General features: G+C 45.8%; 11 protein-coding genes. 9 read left to right on the forward strand and 2 right to left on the reverse strand.

Annotated elements, in window-relative coordinates; translation table 11 throughout:
- The first annotated feature begins 10 nt into the window (after nucleotides 1-10).
- The 6 genes from BT_RS15285 (at nucleotide 11) to BT_RS15310 (ending at nucleotide 13,288) form a co-directional block, all read left to right on the forward strand.
- Complete coding sequence (locus tag BT_RS15285) at nucleotides 11-3,388, forward strand: SusC/RagA family TonB-linked outer membrane protein (protein ID WP_011108582.1); 3,378 nt, start codon at nucleotides 11-13, stop codon at nucleotides 3,386-3,388.
- 12 nt (nucleotides 3,389-3,400) lie between these two features.
- Entirely contained in the window at nucleotides 3,401-5,335 is a 1,935-nt protein-coding gene (locus BT_RS15290; protein ID WP_011108583.1) for a RagB/SusD family nutrient uptake outer membrane protein, read from the forward strand.
- Between the two features lie 37 nt (nucleotides 5,336-5,372).
- Nucleotides 5,373-6,269, forward strand: coding sequence for a DUF4959 domain-containing protein (locus BT_RS15295; RefSeq protein ID WP_008767292.1), 897 nt, complete (start codon nucleotides 5,373-5,375; stop codon nucleotides 6,267-6,269).
- Nucleotides 6,270-6,278: 9 nt separating this feature from the next.
- On the forward strand, nucleotides 6,279-9,185 hold the full coding sequence (locus tag BT_RS15300; protein ID WP_011108584.1) for a M60 family metallopeptidase: 2,907 nt from the start codon (nucleotides 6,279-6,281) through the stop codon (nucleotides 9,183-9,185).
- Nucleotides 9,186-9,371: 186 nt separating this feature from the next.
- Entirely contained in the window at nucleotides 9,372-12,188 is a 2,817-nt protein-coding gene (locus BT_RS15305; RefSeq protein ID WP_011108585.1) for a TonB-dependent receptor, read from the forward strand.
- A gap of 167 nt (nucleotides 12,189-12,355) precedes the next feature.
- Nucleotides 12,356-13,288 carry a metallophosphoesterase gene (locus tag BT_RS15310; protein ID WP_011108586.1) on the forward strand — a complete coding sequence of 311 codons (933 nt, stop codon included), beginning with the start codon at nucleotides 12,356-12,358 and terminating at the stop codon, nucleotides 13,286-13,288.
- A 156-nt stretch (nucleotides 13,289-13,444) separates the two neighbouring features.
- On the opposite strand, the gene BT_RS15315 is transcribed toward BT_RS15310, so the two are convergent.
- Nucleotides 13,445-15,295, reverse strand: coding sequence for a mechanosensitive ion channel family protein (locus tag BT_RS15315; protein WP_011108587.1), 1,851 nt, complete (start codon nucleotides 15,293-15,295; stop codon nucleotides 13,445-13,447).
- Between the two features lie 126 nt (nucleotides 15,296-15,421).
- Between BT_RS15315 and BT_RS15320 the strand changes: the two genes are divergently transcribed.
- A complete protein-coding gene (locus BT_RS15320) occupies nucleotides 15,422-16,408 on the forward strand; it encodes a calcium/sodium antiporter (protein ID WP_008767297.1) in 987 nt (328 codons plus the stop codon).
- A gap of 81 nt (nucleotides 16,409-16,489) precedes the next feature.
- Here the strand turns inward: BT_RS15320 and BT_RS15325 are convergent, their stop codons facing one another.
- Nucleotides 16,490-18,058, reverse strand: a complete 1,569-nt coding sequence (locus BT_RS15325; protein WP_008767298.1) for a DUF4832 domain-containing protein — start codon at nucleotides 18,056-18,058, stop codon at nucleotides 16,490-16,492.
- A 222-nt stretch (nucleotides 18,059-18,280) separates the two neighbouring features.
- On the opposite strand from BT_RS15325, the gene BT_RS15330 reads away from it, so the two are divergent.
- Both BT_RS15330 and BT_RS15335 read left to right on the forward strand, forming a co-directional pair.
- A complete protein-coding gene (locus BT_RS15330) occupies nucleotides 18,281-19,528 on the forward strand; it encodes a DUF2264 domain-containing protein (RefSeq protein WP_008767299.1) in 1,248 nt (415 codons plus the stop codon).
- Between the two features lie 654 nt (nucleotides 19,529-20,182).
- Nucleotides 20,183-21,100 (forward strand): alkaline phosphatase, encoded by a 918-nt coding sequence (locus tag BT_RS15335; RefSeq protein ID WP_011108591.1) that lies wholly within the window; start codon nucleotides 20,183-20,185, stop codon nucleotides 21,098-21,100.
- Nucleotides 21,101-21,615 lie beyond the last annotated feature (515 nt).

The raw sequence follows: 21,615 nt of genomic DNA on the forward strand, positions 1-21,615 counted from the left end.
CATGAAAAACATGCATTTTAGTAACAGCATACTCAGATATGCCGTTCTATTGATTTGCTTCCTTCCAATGGCTCTCTACGCTCATGGCGCACAAGGAAAGAGAATCATTCTCAAGGGTCAGTCTATCACCATGCAACAGGCTATTCAGCTGATTGAAGAAAATAGCCAGTACACTTTCTTCTTCAAGTCCGGTGTTATCGCCAATGACGAGAAAAAGGACTACGATTGCGAAGGAGACATTAATGAGATTTTAAGAAAAGTATTCAGTAACAGCGGAATCGACTATGTCATCAAGAACAATGAGATTATCTTGAAAAGCGCGAAAGCAGAGGCTGTTCAGCAAAAGAGTCAGGGACCGAAAAAGTCGGAAATCGTAGGTGTGGTAGTCGACGCCAACACAGGTGAATCCATCATCGGTGCTTCCGTACAAATCAAAGGGGCTGCTACAGGAGTAATCACCAACATTGACGGAAAGTTCACGATTATGGCTGCTCCTTCGGATGTTATTCTCATTTCTTATGTAGGATACACTCCCAAAGAAATCAAGATCGGTTCACGCAAAGTGTTATCCATCGATTTGAATGAAGATGCCAAGCAGTTGGAAGAAGTAGTCATCACAGCTTATGGTACAGGACAAAAGAAAGCCAGTATGGTAGGCTCCGTTGAATCTATTAAACCGGCTGAATTAAAGGTACCTTCTACCAATCTGTCTACTGCATTTGCCGGACGTCTGGCAGGTGTTATTGCCGTCCAGAAAAGTGGTCAGCCGGGAGCTGATGGCGCCAACTTTTGGATTCGCGGTGTTTCGACCATGAACGGAGTCACCGATCCACTAATTATTCTGGATGGTGTACAGGTAAGTTCAAGTGACTTGAATAATCTTGATCCTGAAATTATCGATAGCTTCTCTATCCTGAAAGATGCTACCGCAACAGCGATGTACGGTACCCGTGGTGCCAACGGTGTGATGATTGTAACCACCAAATCGGGTATGAATCTGGATAAGCCGATCATCAACTTCCGCATGGAAGCACAGATGTCTCAACCGACCAGCACTCCTAAATTCGTAGACGGTGCTACTTATATGGAACTTTTCAACGAGGCCGTAAACAATGACAATAGCGGTGACGTGCTTTACAGTCAGGATAGAATTGACGGAACACGTGCCGGATTGAACCCTTATATCTATCCGAACGTAAACTGGTATGACGAACTATTCAAAGACGCTTCTTACAGCGAAAAGTTCAACTTTAACATCCGTGGCGGTGGTAAACGTGTAGACTACTTCTCCAGTATCTCTGTCAACCACGAATCCGGTATGTTGAAAAATCGTTCAAAGGATTTCTTTTCCTATAATAATAACATTGAAATCATGCGCTATAACTTCCAGAATAACATCAATGCCAAATTGAGCAATTCTTCTAAGTTATCCTTGCGCCTGAACGTACAATTGCGTGACATGACTACTCCTAACCAGGGAGTAGGAGCCATCTTTAACAATGCCATGAATACATCACCTGTTGAATTTCCAGTATATTTCCCGGATGACGGTGAAACACCTTATATAAAATGGGGAGCTACAGAACGTGTCAACGCCGACTATCAGACCAACCCGGTGGCTCAGGCTGCTACAGGCTACAACAAAGGATTCCAAAGCACAGTCATTGCAGCACTGGAATTTAACCAGAAGTTGGATTTCATCACCGAAGGTCTGAGTTTCAAAGCACTGGCTTCATTCAAGAACTGGTCGAGTTCCGAGAACAAACGTGAAGGGAAGTGGAACAAATTCGCACTGACCGGATACGAAGACGATGGCAATGGTGGCTACACCTACACAACAAGCCGTATTGGAGACGAATATACGACAAACCTGACCGCAAAGAATACAAATTCCGGCGACCGCCGTTTCTATTTGGAAGGAATGGTCAATTACAGCCGTACATTCGGTGAACATGACGTCAATGCGATGCTAATCTATAGCCAGGACGAACTTGTAAACAACACACCGGGCGATGGGAACTTTATCGGTTCATTGCCTCAACGCAAACAAGGTCTTGCAGCACGCGCCTCCTACGCTTATGCCGGAAAGTATATGGCTGAAGTGAACGTAGGATACAATGGATCGGAGAATTTTGCCAAAGGACACCGTTTCGGTCTGTTCCCCTCCATTGCCGCAGGTTATAACATCAGTGAAGAATCTTTCTTCAAACCTTTGAAAAACGTTGTTTCTAAATTGAAGCTACGCGGTTCGTGGGGTCTGGTAGGTAACGACCAGATTAATGGCAGCCGTTTTATCTACATGTCTCAAATTGACCTGGGCGGCAAAGGATTTACAACAGGTGTCAATCAGAATGTAACCTACAATGGTCCCGTTTATCAACGCTATGCCAATGAAGATATTACATGGGAGGTAGGAGAAAAGATTAATTTTGGAGTCGATTTACAATTGTTCCACTCTTTAGACCTTACTTTTGATATCTTTCGCGAAAATCGTCGCGACATCTTCCAGGAGAAAGGGACCACTCCGACATATATGGGTACAGCTACCACTAAAGTATACGGCAACCTGGCAGCTATGCGCAATCAGGGATTTGAATTAGCAGCCAGCTATAACAAGCAGTTCAACAAAAACTGGTTCGTCAGCTTCAAAGGAACTTTCACATATGCGCATAATGAAATCACCCAATATGATGAATCACCGAAATATCCATGGCAGTCAAAAATCGGAGTCAGTGCCAATAAGAATGCCATTTATATTGCCGACGGACTCTTCATTGATGCAGCAGATATTGCCAACCACCAACAACAATTGGGAGCGGCAGTGATTCCAGGAGATATCAAATATATCAATATTTCAAGAGACTGGTACGGATATGATGATAACCTGACAGATACAGACGACTGGGTATGGGCAAAACATCCCGGCGTACCGGAGATTGTATATGGCTTCGGTCCCTCTATTAAATGGAAGAATCTGGATTTCTCCTTCTTCTTCCAGGGAATAGCCAGAACCTCCTTCATGGTAAAAGATTTCCATCCCTTTGGTGACAGTATGCTGCGCAACGTACTTTCATGGGTGGCAGACGAACGCTGGAGTCCCGACAATCAAAACACCAATGCGACTTACCCGCGCTTGTCACGCAAAACCAATAACAATAACAACAAGTTGTCCAGCTATTGGGAGCGTAACGGTGCCTTCCTGAAATTAAAGAATGCTGAGATCGGATATACCTATAAGAATATGCGTTTATACATCAGCGGTTCTAATCTGATGACCTTTGCTCCGTTCGATCTGTGGGATCCTGAACAGGGTGGTGGCAGTGGTCTTTCATATCCGACCCAGCGCGTATTCAACATTGGATTCCAAATGACTATTAACAACAAATAATACCTTAAAGATATGAAAAAGAATACACTATATCTATTTATCCTCTTATTGATTACAGGGCTGAATACTTCCTGTAACTATCTGGATATCGTTCCCGACGAAACAGCCACGGAAAAGGATGCCTTTGCCAATCCCCGTGCTGCACTGCGATATTTATATTCCTGCTACGGATATCTGCCTCAGTCAAACATGGTTCAGTCATGTATGGACTTTACCGGTGACGAAACGATCAGCCCGTTTGCCGAAAGTTACGTAAAATTCGCTGAAGGTTCTTATGACTCAAGCAATACAATTATCAGTTATTGGAATACACTGTTTCAGGGAATACGTCAATGCTATTTGTTGAAAGAAAATATCCACTCCGTTCCTAAGATCAGCCAGGAGGAAGTCGATCTTTACACGGCAGAAGCCGACTTCCTGATCGCCTATTTCCACCTCCTTCTGATCAAATGTTACGGGCCGACCATTTTGGTAAAAGAACTTCCGGCACTCGACACTCCCGCAGAGAATATGCTTGGACGTCGTCCGTACGATGAATGTATCGACTGGGTTGCCGACTTACTTGACGATGCAGCCACCAGACTTCCTGCCACACGCAATAGTTCGGATTATGGGCGTGCCACGAGCGTCATTGCCAAAAGCTTAAAAGCACGTATGTTGCTTTATGCCGCTTCACCATTATTCAATGGGAACCCTGATTACACAGACTTTAAGAACCCGGACGGCGAACAGCTCATGTCGACCACTTATTCGGAAGAAAAATACAAACGTGCAGCAGATGCAACATGGGATGCCATTCAGGCTGCATCAGGAGCCGGTCACGAGCTCTATATAGCCAGTACTACAAGTAATGCTTATCCGGAACCGACCAACCTGACAGAACGCACACTTCGTATGACTTTCATGGATAGCGAAAACTACAAAGAAGTCATTTTCCCCGAAACCCGTAAAGCAGGTGCTTATGGTATTCAACGTAAATCCATACCTTTCTTCCCACGTGGCTCGTGGAATGGTATAGCCCCCACTATTACCATGCTCGACCGCTTCTACACAGTCAATGGATTACCGATTGACGAAGACCCCGAATTCAATACAAACAACAAACTGGATATCGTAACCATCCCTGAAGGCACTACCTATGCCGAACCGGGAAAAAGAACATTATACATGAACATGAACCGCGAACCCCGATTCTATGCGTGGGTTGCATTTGAGAACGGTTATTATGAATGTCGTACAGACGATAAAAGATATGCTTATCACAAATTCTGGGGTGCTGAGCGTTCTGAAGGAGACAAGTGGTTGACCGGATTTCTGGCAACAGAAAACTGCGGTGTCAGAGCCGATGACGGAAAGATAGTCACTGCGGCACGCTCTCAGAACTACTCCAAAACAGGATACCTGAACAAAAAAGGTGTACACCCAGGGATACAAGCTACCGTTGGTACCCCCGGACCAACGGTAGAATATCCATGGCCTGTGATACGTCTCGCCGAACTTTACCTGAACTATGCCGAAGCCTGCGTAGGATATGGTAAAGAAGGATATCCCGAAAAAGGAATGGCTTATCTGGACAAAGTACGCGAACGCGCCGGACTAAAACCGGTACTGGAAAGCTGGGCAAATGCCAAAGTTCCTTTGACAAGCTATGACGGCCAATGCGGTCCCGACGGCAGAGTGATGAAAATCGTCAGACAGGAACGTATGATCGAGCTTTATCAGGAGAATCATAATTTCTGGGACATCCGCCGCTGGAAAATGGGAGAAACTTATTTCAATGTCAAGGCACGTGGTCTGAACATTCTTGCCGAGACAATGGAAGACTTCGCCAAGATTGTGGAGATACAGGACAAGCGTACATTCGATGCACCCCGTCAGTATCTGATGCCTATTCCGGCAGGTGAAGTAAGCAAGAACCCGAACATGGTGCAGAATCCGGGCTACTAATCAATGATGAATAACAATTATTAAAAACAATCTGATTATGAAAAAGATACTTATGACGATATGTCTTATCGGAGGATTAGCCATGCTCTGGTCTTGCAGCGATGACAAAGATTCCTATCCGGTACCCAGCGACATCGAAAATCTGAAAGCGACTCCCGCTCCGGGACAGATTACCCTGAGCTGGACCAACCCTGCCGATGAAAACTTATATTATGTACAGATAGAATATACCATCGGAGCCACAGGAAAGTCATACAGAAAACAAGTCAGTCAATATGCCAATGAACTGGTAATAGACAATCTGCTCCAAAAGTACGGTGAAATCAACTTCACCGTACAAGCCTTCAATCGTGGCAACACCGCAGGCACCATCCATCAGATAACTGCACAAGCAGAAAAGGCAAGTCCTACGTTTGGCACTCCCGTAAAGATAGATCTGGACTATAAGAAAATATGGACGAATGCTCCATTTCCTACCCGGCCGATCAAAGACCTGGTAGACGGAAATATAGCAACCTTCTTCCACTCGTGGTGGAGCTCACTAGTAGAAATGCCACATTATCTGGTAGTAGATTTAGGCGAAGAAGTCAGTGCTATTAAATTCCGTTCGACCAATACCAACCGTGCGAACGATAGTTCATGGAAAACGATCAACCTATATACAAGTGATAGTTATAATCCAGCAGAATGGTTTGATGGCGTCGAGAAAATTGATGGCAACACAGTGGATATCTCACAGGCAGGCACCCACAAGGAAACTACCTTAACGGGACTTCCCGACGGAGTGAGCGAAGTGTACAACTCAGAGGTAATTCCGCTGTCAAAACCTTCCCGCTATCTTTGGTTCGAAGTGACAGAGACCACGAAGGGCACTCCTTATTTTGCTTTAGGAGAACTGGAAATCTATCAATGTTCAATGGTCGTACTTGAATAAAAAAAAAGAATGAAGAAATATATACTGCTTTTCTTTCTATTATCGTTGCTGCCATGCCTGTCTACGGCATGCTCTGACGATGACGGCTCTTCAACCCCCAATTTAACCGTTGGAAAAGAGACAGTTGATTTCAATAGTGAGTCCGGTAGCCAGAATGTAGCTGTCACTACCAATGTGGATACCTGGACTGTCAAATCAGATAAAAATTGGTGCCACCCGTCAGCAGACGGGAAGGCACTGAAAATATCTGTAGACGAAAGCGACGAACGGTACGTGCGCAAAGCAACCGTTACCGTGATAGCTGCCGACCAGACAAAGACAATCACAGTACGCCAGTTGGGATACGAAGCAGCCATTCTGGTTGACCAGTCCAGCTTTGAGGTAGGTGTTATCGGTGGAGAAATCCAGTTTGACGTGACGACAAATGTAGAAGTAGCCATCACTTTGCCGGAATGGATTACCGCAAAACCTGCCAGCCGTGCACCGGCCACAGTCACCACCCCCCATACATATATGGTGAAAGCAACCGGACTTGACAGTCAGCGTCATGGCAACATTGAAATAACGGAAGTATTACCGACTATCGATCCCGATACGGAACAGGCAGAACCTGTAAGCGCATCCGTATTTGTTACTCAGAAAGGACTCAACGAATTTGCCGAAGGCAACGGAGAAGACGTAAAAGGTGACATCAAGATCAAAATAGTAAGCGGAACGGCTTCTTCTTTTCAATCCGGCAGCAACATCGAAAAATCTTTTGACGGAGATTATTCGACACTTTATCATTCCAGTTGGAGTAATGGCGCAAGCAACTATTTCCCCATCACATTAACCTATAATTTTGAAACAGTCACAGATGTCGATTATTTGATTTACCATCCGCGCAACAACGGAAATAATGGTAGATTCAAAGAAACAGAAATACAATATTCAGCAGACGGTCACACATTCACAAAACTTATTGATAAGGATTTTCAAGGTTCGGCTACGGCAGGCAAAGTAACATTTGACCAAACGATACAGGCAAAGTCTTTCCGTTTCATCGTAAAAAGCGGTTCCGGTGACGGACAAGGATTTGCTTCGTGCGCCGAGATGGAGTTCTTTGCAAAGAATCCCGTGAACTTTGATTATTCGACTCTCTTCACAGACGCAAGTTGCAGTGAACTGAAAACCGGTATTACGGAAGATGACATAGCGCAGTGCGAATACCCGTTCTTTAAGAATATAGCCTACTATATGATTAAAGGCAAGTATCCCGCAGAGTTCCGTATCAGCGAGTTCAAGGCATACCCCAATCCGGATATCCAGTCGGAAACCCACAAGACCAACCCTTACAGCCAGTTGGACAATCCGACCGGAATATCGGTCAAGGCAGGTGAAAACCTGATTGTACTGGTGGGAGACACACACGGATATGACATCGGACTGCGGGTACAGAATCTGGATGCACCTGAGAATGACGGTTTTGGCGGAGTGACCTACTTACTGAATCAGGGAATCAACAAGCTTACTATCAGCGAACAAGGACTGGTGTACGTGATGTATGTCACAAAAACGCTGGACGATCCGGCAGCGGCCCCTGTCAAAATCCATTTTGCATCGGGAAAGGTGAACGGCTACTTCGACTCACAAAACCCGGAGCATAACGGACGCTGGTCGGAACTGCTCAACAAAGCAACCAACCGGTATTTTGACGTACTGGGGAAATATGCCCACCTCACTTTCGAGACGAGTGACCTACGGACGTACACAGGTTCCAAGGGAGATGAACTGATAGACCTTTATGACAAGATCGTGTACAGCGAGCAGCAGTTGCTGGGCTTGGAGAAATACGACAAGATGTTCAGAAACCGGATGTATCTGAATGTCATGTATAAGTCCTATATGTACGCCACAGCCTATCACACAGCCTACAACCGAACAACAATGAATGAAATCTGTAGTCCGGAGAAACTGAAGACAAGCGCTTGCTGGGGACCGGCACACGAGATAGGACATTGCAATCAGACCCGTCCGGGAGTATTGTGGGGCGGCAACACGGAAGTGACGAACAACATCATGTCCGAGTACATACAGACCACCATTTTCGGCCAGCCCTCCCGCATACAGGTCGAAGACATGGGAATCACCTACCGAAACAGATACTCCAAAGCATGGAGTGGGATTATCGCTGCCGGAAGTCCGCATGCCGACTTCCAGAATCTGGGAAAGAATAATGCCAACGATGTATTCTGTAAGCTCGTTCCCTTCTGGCAACTGGAACTCTATTTCGGGAAAGTGCTGGGCAGGACTCCGTTGCAACAGGCGGACAAAGGAGGTTTTTATCCGGAAGTATATGAATACGCCCGCAATAAAGACTACACGGGAATGACTCACGGAGAAATTCAGCTTGACTTTGTATATACCTGCTCCAAGATTTCCGGTATGAACTTACTCGACTTCTTCACCAAATGGGGATTCCTGACTCCGGTCGACAAGGAACTGGACGACTACGGGAAAAAGCAGCTGACCGTGACACAAGACATGATAGACGCTCTCAAACAGAAAGTGAACGCACTGGGAGGCACCCGTCCGGATGTCGCTTTAGAATACATTTCGGATAACACGTACGAACTGTATAAAACGAAAACCGCCATCATCAAAGGAGAGAATGCCACTCATGCTCCCAAGACATTTACGGTAGGTTCCGGCGATAATGCGGTGACTTACAACGGTGAGACCATCACGATCAAGAACTGGACCAATGTAGTGACGTACGAAGTGAAAGATGAAACCGGCAAATTCATCCTCATCTGCAGCGGCGAAAATGCCCCTTCGTCTGTAGACACATTCACGATTCCGGTTCGCTGGAAAGATGGTTTCCGGTTAAGCGCCGTTTCCGTTACGGGCGAACGTATCGACATTCCAATGAATTGATCGTATCTCAGATACATTCAAGATAACTTTTTATCGGGTTAGGTATCGAAGGGTGTCCGCAGGCGGGCGCCCTTCTTGCGTAACACAATCGTAGCATATTTGTTACGCGTTCTTCAATCAACTGTAAAAAGCAAGAAACGTCAAACCTCTACTTTTGCAGCAAATAATTAACGCACGCTAACATTTATGAAACGATTTCTCAGATTAGTCTCTTTGACTCTTTTAATCATGAGTACAAGCGGAAATACTTTTGCAGAGGAAAAAGTAAACGTAGCCCGACAGGGTACGATCCGCGGACGCATAGTAGACACTTCCAAGCAAATTCTTCCGGGAGCCTCCATCTACATCGAAAAACTACATACCGGAGTGACAAGTGATGTCAACGGTTATTATACATTCGCCAATCTCACACCGGGCACATACACCGTGAAAGTCAGCTACGTAGGCTACTCTCCCGTCGAAATGAAAATCACCATTCCGGCAGGAAAGACACTCGAAAAGGACGTCGTACTCAATGAAGGGCTCGAACTGCAGGAAGTAGTGGTAGGCGGCGCCTTCCAGGGACAACGCCGCGCCATCAACTCACAAAAGAACAACCTCGGAATCACCAATGTCGTTTCAGCCGATCAGGTCGGAAAGTTCCCCGATTCCAATATCGGCGACGCCCTCAAACGTATCAACGGTATTAATGTACAATACGACCAGGGGGAAGCCCGCTTCGGACAAGTCCGCGGTACTTCCGCCGACCTCAGTTCCGTGACCATCAACGGCAACCGCCTCCCTTCTGCCGAAGGCGATACCCGTAATGTCCAGCTCGACCTCATCCCCGCCGACATGGTGCAGACAATCGAAGTGAACAAAGTCGTTACCTCGGATATGGACGGAGATGCCATCGGCGGCTCCATCAATCTGGTGACGAAAAGCACTCCTTACAAACGGATGTTCAGCGCCACAGCAGGAACCGGCTACAACTGGATCAGCCAGAAAGCACAGCTGAACTTAGGATTTACCTACGGCGACCGTTTCTTCAATGACAAACTGGGAATGATGGCCGCCATCTCTTATCAGAACGCTCCGTCAGGATCGGACGATGTGGAGTTTGAATATGACGTCAACAAAAAAGGCGAGGTAGTCATGGTGGAAGCACAGAAACGCCAGTACTACGTGACCCGCGAACGCCAAAGCTACTCCCTGGCTTTCGACTACGACATCAACCCGAACCACCGGCTGACGCTGCAAGGTATCTACAACCGTCGCCACGACTGGGAAAACCGCTACCGCGTCACCTATAAGGATTTGGATAAGACAGGACTAGACGACGAAGGAGATATGCAGCAATCCGCCCAGATCGAGACAAAAGGAGGAACACCCGACAACAGAAATGCCCGTCTGGAATTACAACAGACAATGGACCTCAGTCTGAGCGGTGAACATCAGTTCGGCAAACTATCCGTCAACTGGGGAGCTTCCTACGCCCGTGCCAGCGAAGACCGTCCGAACGAAAGATACTTCAGCCTGAAACAGGACTTCCTCGGCTTTACCGTCGTAGATGCCGGCGACCGTTTCCCTTACGTGACTACGGACGTCAGCCTGCACAACGGAGAAGCGGACGGCGAAAGAGGCAAATGGAAAGTGAAGGAACTGACCGAAAGCAACCAGGAAATCTACGAAAAAGACCTGAAGTTCAAAGTCGACTTCGAACTTCCGCTGACAAACGGCATCTATGGCAACAGCCTGCGGTTCGGAGCAAAGTACGCCTCCAAGACCAAAGACCGCAACACCCTCTGCTATGATTACGCAGATACGTACAAAGACACCTTCGACAAGGATTACATGAACAACCTCACCAGCCAGATTCGTGACGGATATATGCCGGGAGACCAATATAAGCCGACCGATTTCGTATCCAAAGAATACCTGGGCTCACTCGACCTCAGCAGTATGGAAGGCGAACAGGTGCTCGAAGAATCATCCGGCAACTACCACGCCCGTGAGAACGTAACTTCCGCCTTCTTCCGCTTCGACCAGAACTTGGGAAAGAAGATAAAAATGATGGCAGGCTTACGCATGGAAGCCACCCACATCAAATACAACGGCTGGAACTGGAACGTAGCCGACGACAAAGACGAGACAGAAACCCTCGAACCTACCGGAAACCATAAGAACAGCTATGTCAACTGGCTCCCCAGCCTCTTGTTCAAATACGATGTGAACGACGACTTAAAGCTCCGCGCTTCGTTCACCGAGACACTGAGCCGCCCGAAATACTCCGCATTGATCCCCTGTGTCAACATCAACCGCAGCGACAACGAACTGGTGATGGGTAACTCCGACCTGACCCCGACCATCTCCTACAATCTCGACCTCAGCGCAGACTACTACTTCAAAAGTGTCGGTCTGATCAGCGCAGGTATCTTCTACAAGAAGATCAATGACTTTATCGTCGATCAGGTCATCGGTGACTACACCTATCAGAACAACGAATACAAGAAGTTCACCCAGCCCAAAAACGCCGGCGACGCCGACCTGCTGGGCGTAGAACTGGCCTATCAACGCGACTTCGGCTTCATTGCTCCCGCACTGAAATGTATCGGTTTCTATGGTACGTACACCTACACCCACACCCAAGTGAACAACTTCAACTTCGAAGGTCGTGAGAACGAGAAAGACCTGTCCCTGCCGGGATCACCCGAACATACAGCCAATGCTTCCCTTTACTTCGAAAAGAAAGGTTTCAACGTACGTTTCTCCTACAACTACGCTTCGAGCTTCATCGACGAAATGGGAGAAGTGGCAGCTCTCGACCGTTACTATGACGCAGTGAGCTACATGGACCTGAACGCCAGCTACACCTTCGGCAAGAAGATAAAGACCACGTTCTATGCAGACGCCACCAACCTGCTGAACCAGCCTCTTCGTTACTATCAGGGAACCAAAGACCGCACCATGCAGGCGGAGTACTACGGTGTAAAGATTAATGCCGGCGTAAAAGTTAACTTCTGACAGCACGCAAAGCGAAAACCTCCGTTCCTAAGAATGGAACGCCCCGTTGGTTTTAAAGGAACGGGGTCTTGGTTTTAAACCAACGCCTCGTTCCTTTAAAACCAAAAGAACAGAGAATTTCAGTCTTTCATTAACGACAATTATAAACAACTAATAATCAATATAATATGAAGATAAAAAGCTTATTCATTCTTCTTTTCCTTTCCGTCTTTACATTCGCCCACGCACAGCTCACGGATTATTCCATCTTTGACAAGAAGTTTAACTTCTATGTAGCCAATGATTTAAGTCGCAACGGCTACTATGACCAAAAGCCAATCGCCGAACTGATGGGCACAATGGGCGAAGAGATAGGTCCCGAATTTGTATTAGCCACCGGAGACGTTCACCACTTCGACGGAGTGCGTAGCGTGAACGACCCTTTGTGGATGACCAACTACGAGCTTATCTACTCCCACCCCGAACTGATGATCGACTGGTTCTCCATCTTAGGCAACCACGAATACCGTGGAAGCACTCAGGCAGTACTGGACTATACGAACATCAGCCGCCGCTGGTCGATGCCCGACCGTTACTACACCAAGGTATTCGAAGAAAAAGGAGCTACTATCCGCATCGTCTGGATAGACACCACTCCGCTGATTGATAAATACCGCAATGAAAGCGATAAATATCCGGATGCCTGCAAGCAGGACATCAGCAAACAGCTGTCATGGCTGGAATCTGTACTGGCAAGTGCCAAGGAGGACTGGATCATCGTAGCCGGCCATCACCCCATCTATGCCTACACCCCGAAAGAGGAAAGCGAGCGGCTTGATATGCAGAAACGCGTAGACAGCATCCTGCGCAAGCACAACGTAGATATGTACATCTGCGGTCATATCCACAACTTCCAGCATATCCGTGTACCGGGAAGCGACATTGACTATGTAGTCAACTCCGCCGCCTCTCTCGCACGCAAGGTAGAACCCATCGAAGGTACAAAATTCTGTAGCCCCGAACCGGGTTTCTCCGTTTGCTCTATCGACAAGAAGGAGCTTAACCTGCGTATGATAGATAAAAAAGGAAATGTACTTTATACAGTAACCCGAAAAAAATAAGTTCTCTATTAAAGAAAGAAATTCTACTCTCAGAAAAAACACACACGACAAAGGGCGTCTCCTTCGCGATGAAGGGGGCGCCCTGATTTATTATAGTACTCCTTTGCCCCGACAGATGCAAAGAAAATCACAAGTTCATTAAGTAACGAGCTTATATTATTCTGATTTGTTACTCTGACTAGCAGTATCCGCAGTGTTACTCTTGCTTAGATCATTCTTGGGAGTCGTCGTTGCGTTCCCATCACGGACAGCCATGTAATGCGGAGACATAATCTCAATTCCCGCTTCATTAAACTTATCCTGAATAGTCTGATGCAAATCAGAATAAATCTGAGACATCTTATGCGCCTCCTTGATATAAGCATTGATCTGATACACCGGATACCAGTCGCTCAACGAAGTTTCCAGCACGAACGGGCGCGGGTCATCCACTACTCCGGGCGTATTCAACGCAGCATCAATCAGTATCTGATTGACCTGGCGCCAGGGGACATCATAACCGATGGATACCTCCGAATGGATAATCAAGCCATACTCCCGTGCCGATGTACTATAATTCACGGTATGTGATGACATGATAAAAGAGTTGGGCACCGTCACCACCTCATTTTTCGGAGTGCGGATACGGGTGACAAGCGGCGTCTTCTCTATGATATCGCCGGTGGTATCGTTCAGTTTAATCCGGTCGCCCATCTTGAACGGGCGCATATAGGTAATCACCAGCCCGGCAATAATATTTCCGATAACGGTACTTGATCCAAGAGAGACAATCAATCCGACAAAGACCGAAATCCCTTGGAATACCCCAGAATCAGAACCCGGCAGATAAGGGTAAATCATCGCGATCATAAATGCGTAGAGCAGGAACCGGACGATGTGGAAGGTCGGCATGGCCCAATCCGGGTAAAAACCGTTGAATTTAAGACGCCCCGCTTCTATCTCACGAGCCAGATAAAGCACCATACGTACCAGATACTTCACCGCATACCAGATAACAACAATTGTAAACAGATTGGGGACATAGTCTATTATATCCACAAAGATTTTCCGAATCGGATTCCAGATATAACCCAGCAAGCGGTATGCCAGTCCTTCGGTCTGCGGGAAGATGATAAAAATCAAAGGGACAGTAATCAACAGTTGTATCCCCATAAGGATATAACGTCCGATGCCTGCCAAAAAGACTAACAGATTGGCTTGTTTTTGAGCATCCAGCAACTCATATCCCTGGATAGACACAGGCTTTATCTTTGTATCTTTCAGACGCAGGATACGTACTTTCAGTTTGCGAAATGCCCAGTTGGTCAGACGGAAAAGGAGATACTGACCGACAATCACCAACAGAAAATAAAGGATACGCTTCGCCATTCGCCAAATGCTGTGCTCCGCTTTCATCTCATGCAGTTTGGTGATTACATTCTGCCGCCTCTCTTTGGCAAGGGAGTCACGGGAGACTCCTTCCCACAAAGCATCCTGATCTGTAAGAGATAACAATACTTTATTGCCATACATCAGGTCGGAAACAATATCCGAATGGTCGATGGAAACGGAATCGGGACGGAGATTAAAACGCTTTCCTATCTCTTCGATAGCGGCACCGGTCATCTGTGCCCGTTGCTGGGGAGTGTATCCGCCCCGTTTTGTAAAAAGATAAAACAGGGTATCCCCTTCGGCAACTACCGGTATTCCTTTCGTGAATTGACGCAGTGAGTCGATACGCTGCCGTTGCTGGGAGAATTTCACCGAATCGGCGGACAGCATCTGAAGCCTCATCTGCTCCATCTCCATACGCATATTGGCTTCATTGAGCCGCGCTTCTTCCAATGATTTCTGCAGATTTGCCACACGGGCAGAATCAGAATCCCGATGCAAAGAGACTGGATGCGTTGCTACTGTATCTCCGGCGAAAATCTTCTTGACTGCCTGCTCCAGTTGCGCCTGTACATTGACTGCAAGGGAAGCCATTATGAGCAGCAATGCAAACCGTTTTATTTTTTTCATATCCATATAGAATGATTCCAAGTTAGGTGAATTAACTTTAATTTCACTTTTTAATAAACATGGCAAACATACGGATTGTTTTTGACATAACAATTCCCTAAATGATTATCTTTGCCCCAAAAGAGAAAAATTATGAATATACTATTACTTATCGGAGGATTAATTCTCATTTTACTAGGAGCTAACGGACTGACAGACGGTGCCGCTTCCGTAGCCAAACGTTTCCGCATACCTTCCATCGTTATCGGACTGACCATTGTCGCTTTCGGCACGTCCGCTCCGGAACTGACGGTGAGTGTCGCTTCAGCCCTGAAAGGAAGCGCGGACATTGCCATAGGTAATGTAGTAGGAAGTAACATATTCAATACGCTGATGATCGTGGGATGTACGGCACTGTTCGCTCCGATTATCATCACCCGGAACACTTTACGAAAAGAGATACCGCTCTGTATCCTTTCGTCTGTGGTATTGCTGATATGCGCCAATGACATATTCCTCGATAATGCCACAGAAAATATACTGAACAGAGTAGACGGTCTGCTTTTACTCTGCTTCTTCGCCATCTTCATGGGGTATACGTTTGCCATCGCTTTCCCAAAATCTTCCGCTGCACCGGAACCGGCAGCACCGGAACACACGGCACCGGAAGAAGAGATCAAGCTGCTTTCGTGGTGGAAATCCATTCTCTATATCATTGGCGGACTGGCGGCACTCATCTATGGAGGTCAGCTGTTCGTCAACGGAGCTACAGGGATTGCCCGCAGCATGGGAGTCAGCGAATCCATTATCGGATTAACGCTGGTAGCCGGAGGAACTTCCCTGCCGGAGCTTGCCACTTCCATCGTCGCCGCACTGAAAAAGAATCCGGAAATGGCTATCGGAAATGTAATCGGCAGTAATCTCTTCAATATCTTCTTTGTATTGGGGTGCAGCGCCAGTATCACTCCCCTCCATCTTAGCGGAATTACAAACTTCGACCTGTTCACACTGGTAGGTTCCAGCATTCTGCTCTGGCTGTTCGGGCTGTTCTTTGCCAAGCGGACCATTACACGGATAGAAGGAAGCATTATGATACTTTGCTATGTAGCGTATACGGTGGTACTGATTTATAATTCTTAATAAAGTAATCCATACCCAACAATAAAAGGCTACCGGTAATCATACCCGAAGCCTTTCACTTTTATCATAGAAACAAATCATTTATTCCACTTCAACCGCAGTCAATACATTCACGCCATACTTTCCATCCTTAGAAATCCACCAGTCCGTATCCCCATTGGCACAATGGATGGCATAACGAGGATTATATCTGAGTCTGTCCGATCCGTCCGGTATCCACAGACCTAACTTATAAGTTCCGGCAGTCACCGAGGCAGGGAGTTCAAGAGATACATCCACTGTATGCATCAGCGAAGTATAAGCAGAATCCTTTGGTTCGAACGGTTGCCAGTTCTTTGGATTGGCATCGGTCGGAAATTCCGTAACCTCTCCTGCATCATCAATCAATACAAAATAAACAGGATGTTCACCAAATACGGTGGCAAAACCTCTGTTCTTCAAGCTCAGTTTCAAGACGTTCTCCTTTCCACTCACGAATTTGGAGGGAAGCTGAAGTGATTGAAGCTCAATCCGGTAACCCAGATGATCACGTATATAATCGAACATATTGCGTTTTACCTTCGTTCCGTCTTTCTTCCGGAAGTAACTGTCGGACACCGGCATATGATGCTGGAGAAGGGAGTCTTCCGTTATCATCGTTTTCTTCCAGACCACCATGGAATATTCGGGCGGATTATTCTCGTCAAACCGGTTGTTGGGATGTTGCTCCTTATAATTATGTATGATACTTAGCGAAGTATAATGCTGGAGGAATAAACGTCTCGCCGCCTGCATACCGTCAATAATCCATCCGGCAGAAGGACTGTCCGGATCAGCGCCCACGCTCCAGAATCCCCAGGGCAGTTCACCGTCTACTACGAGGTAAGGAGATTCCGCCACTATCTGATCGAACTTCGGTGTCCCTTCGTGCATATCGGCATCCCATCTGTCGGGGCGTATGACAATGAAGTCATCATGGAAAGAAAGTCTCTTATAAAGTTCCGGTTTATCTTTCAGCAGGTTCTTAAATTCCGGGAGTCTGACTTGTACATTTCTCTCCGCAGGAACCACAGAAAGCAGTTTTTCCAATACGGCAGCCTTTGTTTCTTCCGAGTTTTCCAGTCCCTGAACCGAACTGTGCCATTCGCCCCACGCGCCAATCATTCCGGCTTGTACGACCAGAATCAGGTCTTTATTTTTCTCCAGGAAAGGTTTTAATTGATCCAAGTGCGCCAGTATCTGTTCGCCGGTAGGACCGACAGGCGACCGTCCCATAAAGTCGCGTTCGTAGGCAAAGCGCAGTACGGCCTTTTTTCCTTGCTTTTGCAGTTCATCAAAATATGCCTGCATGGTCCGGAAGTTTTCTTCAGACAGTTCTTTACCTATTAAATAAGTCAGATAAAAGTAGCTCTGTGAGAGTGAAACACTATCTGCTACATATTTAGCAGACAATTCATTCAGTTCTTCGGTAGGAGTGTCTTTTTCGTGCAGCACATCCACCGCGGTTTCCAGCCGGAATCCCCTGCCCGGGTTATATAATCCATTTTCTCCCTGCGGGTCATCTACACAGATTCCACGAAACTCCAGCGTCCGTTGACTATGACCGCATCCGCTTGCCAATAAAGCAAAGAGTGCAACTATCATGCTGCTACCTATCCAATTCCTTTTCATAGTAATAATTTTGTTTACCGGACAAATGTATGACAAATCCGGTGACAAGCATTATTTACCGGTCATTTTGTATAAGAAAGTATCAGCATCTGATAAATAACGCAAAAGTATTAGTTAATGCTAAAATTGTATTTGCCCTGCTGTCGGAATAATTCTACCTTTGCCATACGCTTCAGCTATGCCTCCATAGCCGTAGATTTAATCTTAAAAATAAGGCAATACATGAAAAGACTTCATTGGATCTTACTATTAATGATTCTGCTGATCCCGACAGAAAGTATCAGTGCCAAAAAGAAAACAGAGAAAAGTGACAGAGAAATCTGGTGCGACGTAATGTACCGGATGGCTGCTCCTGTATTAAGCAACATGAGCGAAGGTCTGCTGAAACAGAATATGCTCGTAGAATTAAGTCCGACATGGGACGGGCGCAATCAGAACGTCACTTATATGGAATGCTTCGGTCGTCTAATGGCGGGACTGGCACCGTGGCTGTCATTGCCCGACGATGAAACTCCGGAAGGACTCCAACGCAAACAACTGCGGGAATGGGCATTGAAAAGCTATGCTAACGCGGTAGATCCCGCTTCCCCCGATTATCTGTTATGGCGTCAGGAGAATCAGACCTTGGTGGATGCCGCCTTCCTGGCAGAAAGTTTCCTGAGAAGTTATGATGCCTTATGGATGCCATTGGACAGCATCACCAAGCAGCGGTATATCGCCGAATTTACGGATCTCAGACGGGTCGATCCTTCCTATAGCAACTGGCTGTTGTTCAGCGCCACCGTCGAGTCCTTCCTTCGGAAAGCTGGTGCGCCCAGTGACACTTACCGCATCAGTTCCTCTCTGCGCAAGATAGAAGAATGGTATGTAGGTGACGGCTGGTATTCGGACGGACCTCGTTTCGCATTCGATTATTACAATAGCTTCGTCATACATCCTATGTATATAGAAGCACTGGAGATAATCACCGAAGCCGGCAAACGTGAGAAGATAGGAAATATGCCCGGCTGCAACTTCCATGAAGCGATCAGACGTGCCCAACGATTCGGAGTAATCCTCGAACGCCTCATCTCTCCGGAAGGTACGCTACCTGTTTTCGGACGTTCTATCACTTACCGTACCGGCTCTTTGCAGACATTAGCGCTGCTTGCGTGGCGCAACTGGCTTCCCGAAGAATTATCAAACGGACAGGTACGCGCAGCCATGACGGCTGTCATCCAACGTATGTTCGGAGACGGCCGCAACTTCAATACAGCAGGCTTTCTGACACTGGGATTCAACGGTTCCCAGCCCGGTATCTCCGATTATTACACTAATAACGGCAGCTTGTATATGGCATCGCTTGCTTTCCTCCCGCTAGGTCTGTCTGCCGATGATCCCTTTTGGACGGATGCTTCACAATCCTGGACTTCGAAAAAAGCATGGGAAGGAGAAGAGTTTCCGAAAGATCATTCTTATCATAAAGAATAAGTGAGAATCAGCGTCTTATAATAGTTTCCAGTCGCACTGGAAACTATTGTCCATTCACACCGGAAACTGTTTTATCACAGCCAGCTCTTGACTTTTCCTTTTTTATTTTGTATCTTTGAAGGTAGTAAAAAGAAGAAAAGCAATATGAAACGTATAAAATATAAGACATAACAGCAGTCAATAAGGCATCTGTTTCCATCTATAAAGGAATGGAAAAGGGAGAAAATCAGCACTGATTTTCTCCCTTTTTGTTTATATAATTCCAAGGTTACTCAGAAATTTCCCAAAAATAGTTTTTAATAAACTTGGATACCGTTTATAATAAACCCTTCAACTATTTATTAAAAACGCTCAAACGGTTTATTATAAAACTGTAAGGATATTATTGTAGCCAAGCCGAAAGGATATTCATATTTGAGCAGAAGAATCATTAAAACGGTCAATATTATAGACAAATAGTCAACGACAGAATTTGACAGCCAAAGAAACAACGCCAAGCAAAAGACAAAATTTTAAAAGAAATACCATAAAAGTATTAGTATCTGCTAATATTATATTTGTCTCCCCCTTAAAATAGTCTTACCTTTGCTCATCATTAGTTATGGCCTTTGATTCAATAACGAATAAAACATTAACCATATAAATAAAAGTATCATGAATAAACAAACCTTTTTAACACTACTTGCTACATTCGCACTCCTCTTCAGTTTCACTTTCTCCTGCCATGCCAAAGGAAAAGACAAAGCTAAACATGTTGTTTTCATCGGTTTGGACGGCTGGGGAGCCTACAGCCTTCCCAAAGCAGATATGCCGAACGTAAAGAAACTGATGGAGGACGGAGCTTACACACTGAAAAAGCGTTCTGCCCTCCCCTCTTCCAGTGCCATCAACTGGGCATCCATGTTCATGGGAGCGGGACCGGAACTTCACGGATACACCGAATGGGGATCTAAAACACCGGAACTTCCCTCACGTGTATTAAATAAGAATGGTATCTTCCCTACTGTTTTCCAATTACTGCGCGATGCCCGCCCGGAAGCGGAAATCGGCTGCCTGTATGAATGGGAAGGAATTAAATATTTAGTAGATACGCTGTCTTTAAGTTATCACTATCATGTTGCCGACTGCAACAAGACTCCGAAAGAACTGGGCAATATGGCTTCTTCTTATATTAAGGAGAAACACCCCGCTCTTGTTGCCATCTGCTACGACGGCCCCGACCACACCGGACACACTGCCGGACACGACACACCGGAATATTATGAGAAACTTAAAGAACTGGATGTGTATGTCGGCCAAATCGTTCAGGCGGTAAAAGACGCGGGAATGCTGGATGATACCATTTTCATATTAACTTCCGACCATGGAGGTATCGATAAAGGTCATGGCGGAAAAACAATGCAAGAAATGGAAACTGCTTTCATCATATCCGGCAAGAATATTAAGAAAGGACTCCGGTTTGACGATGTAAGCATGATGCAATACGATGTGGCGTCCACTATCGCCCGCATCTTTCATTTAGAACAACCACAAGTTTGGATAGGTAGACCCATGGAGATTGTTTTCAAATAATCATTCAGGATGATTAATAGGATGGGAAAAGGAGAAGCTAAAATAACTGGCTTCTCCTTTTTTATTTATCTATCCACGCTCATAAGATAGGAGATTATAAATACTATTTCTTATAAGTAACAAAATGAGCAGTCATAATAGTTTTATTTCCTATAAGTAATAGAAATCACACCTCCACAGCTGTTAATTACCGAATAATACTTGCATCAACATACATATCCTTATACCTTTGTCCCCCGGTAACACAACATAATATAACTTCAATCATAAAATGTACTCTTTTGACATTCTTAATAAGCAATCCAACTGATTAAAGCAGCATTCAAACATTCTGATAGGACATCTTATCTTTTGTTTATTCAAATTAAAATACAATACGATAGAATTGTATTAGTAAATGATAAAATACTACTTGTCTGACGGAGCATTATCGCCTACTTTTGCATCATCAGTTATTGGTTGAAGTTTCCATGGATCAATCAACAATTGAATAGAGTTTATAATCTAATACAATA

The organism is Bacteroides thetaiotaomicron VPI-5482 (genome assembly GCF_000011065.1).
GTDB lineage: Bacteria > Bacteroidota > Bacteroidia > Bacteroidales > Bacteroidaceae > Bacteroides > Bacteroides thetaiotaomicron.

Bases quoted from the DNA above. Each gene is read 5' to 3' on its own strand.
- BT_RS15310 (WP_011108586.1), top strand. From the start codon at position 12,356: ATGAAGATAAAAAGCTTATTCATTCTTCTTTTCCTTTCCGTCTTTACA.
- BT_RS15315 (WP_011108587.1), bottom strand. From the start codon at position 15,295: ATGGATATGAAAAAAATAAAACGGTTTGCATTGCTGCTCATAATGGCT.
- BT_RS15305 (WP_011108585.1), top strand. From the start codon at position 9,372: ATGAAACGATTTCTCAGATTAGTCTCTTTGACTCTTTTAATCATGAGT.
- BT_RS15295 (WP_008767292.1), top strand. From the start codon at position 5,373: ATGAAAAAGATACTTATGACGATATGTCTTATCGGAGGATTAGCCATG.
- BT_RS15285 (WP_011108582.1), top strand. From the start codon at position 11: ATGCATTTTAGTAACAGCATACTCAGATATGCCGTTCTATTGATTTGC.
- BT_RS15320 (WP_008767297.1), top strand. From the start codon at position 15,422: ATGAATATACTATTACTTATCGGAGGATTAATTCTCATTTTACTAGGA.
- BT_RS15330 (WP_008767299.1), top strand. From the start codon at position 18,281: ATGAAAAGACTTCATTGGATCTTACTATTAATGATTCTGCTGATCCCG.
- BT_RS15290 (WP_011108583.1), top strand. From the start codon at position 3,401: ATGAAAAAGAATACACTATATCTATTTATCCTCTTATTGATTACAGGG.
- BT_RS15325 (WP_008767298.1), bottom strand. From the start codon at position 18,058: ATGAAAAGGAATTGGATAGGTAGCAGCATGATAGTTGCACTCTTTGCT.
- BT_RS15335 (WP_011108591.1), top strand. From the start codon at position 20,183: ATGAATAAACAAACCTTTTTAACACTACTTGCTACATTCGCACTCCTC.
- BT_RS15300 (WP_011108584.1), top strand. From the start codon at position 6,279: ATGAAGAAATATATACTGCTTTTCTTTCTATTATCGTTGCTGCCATGC.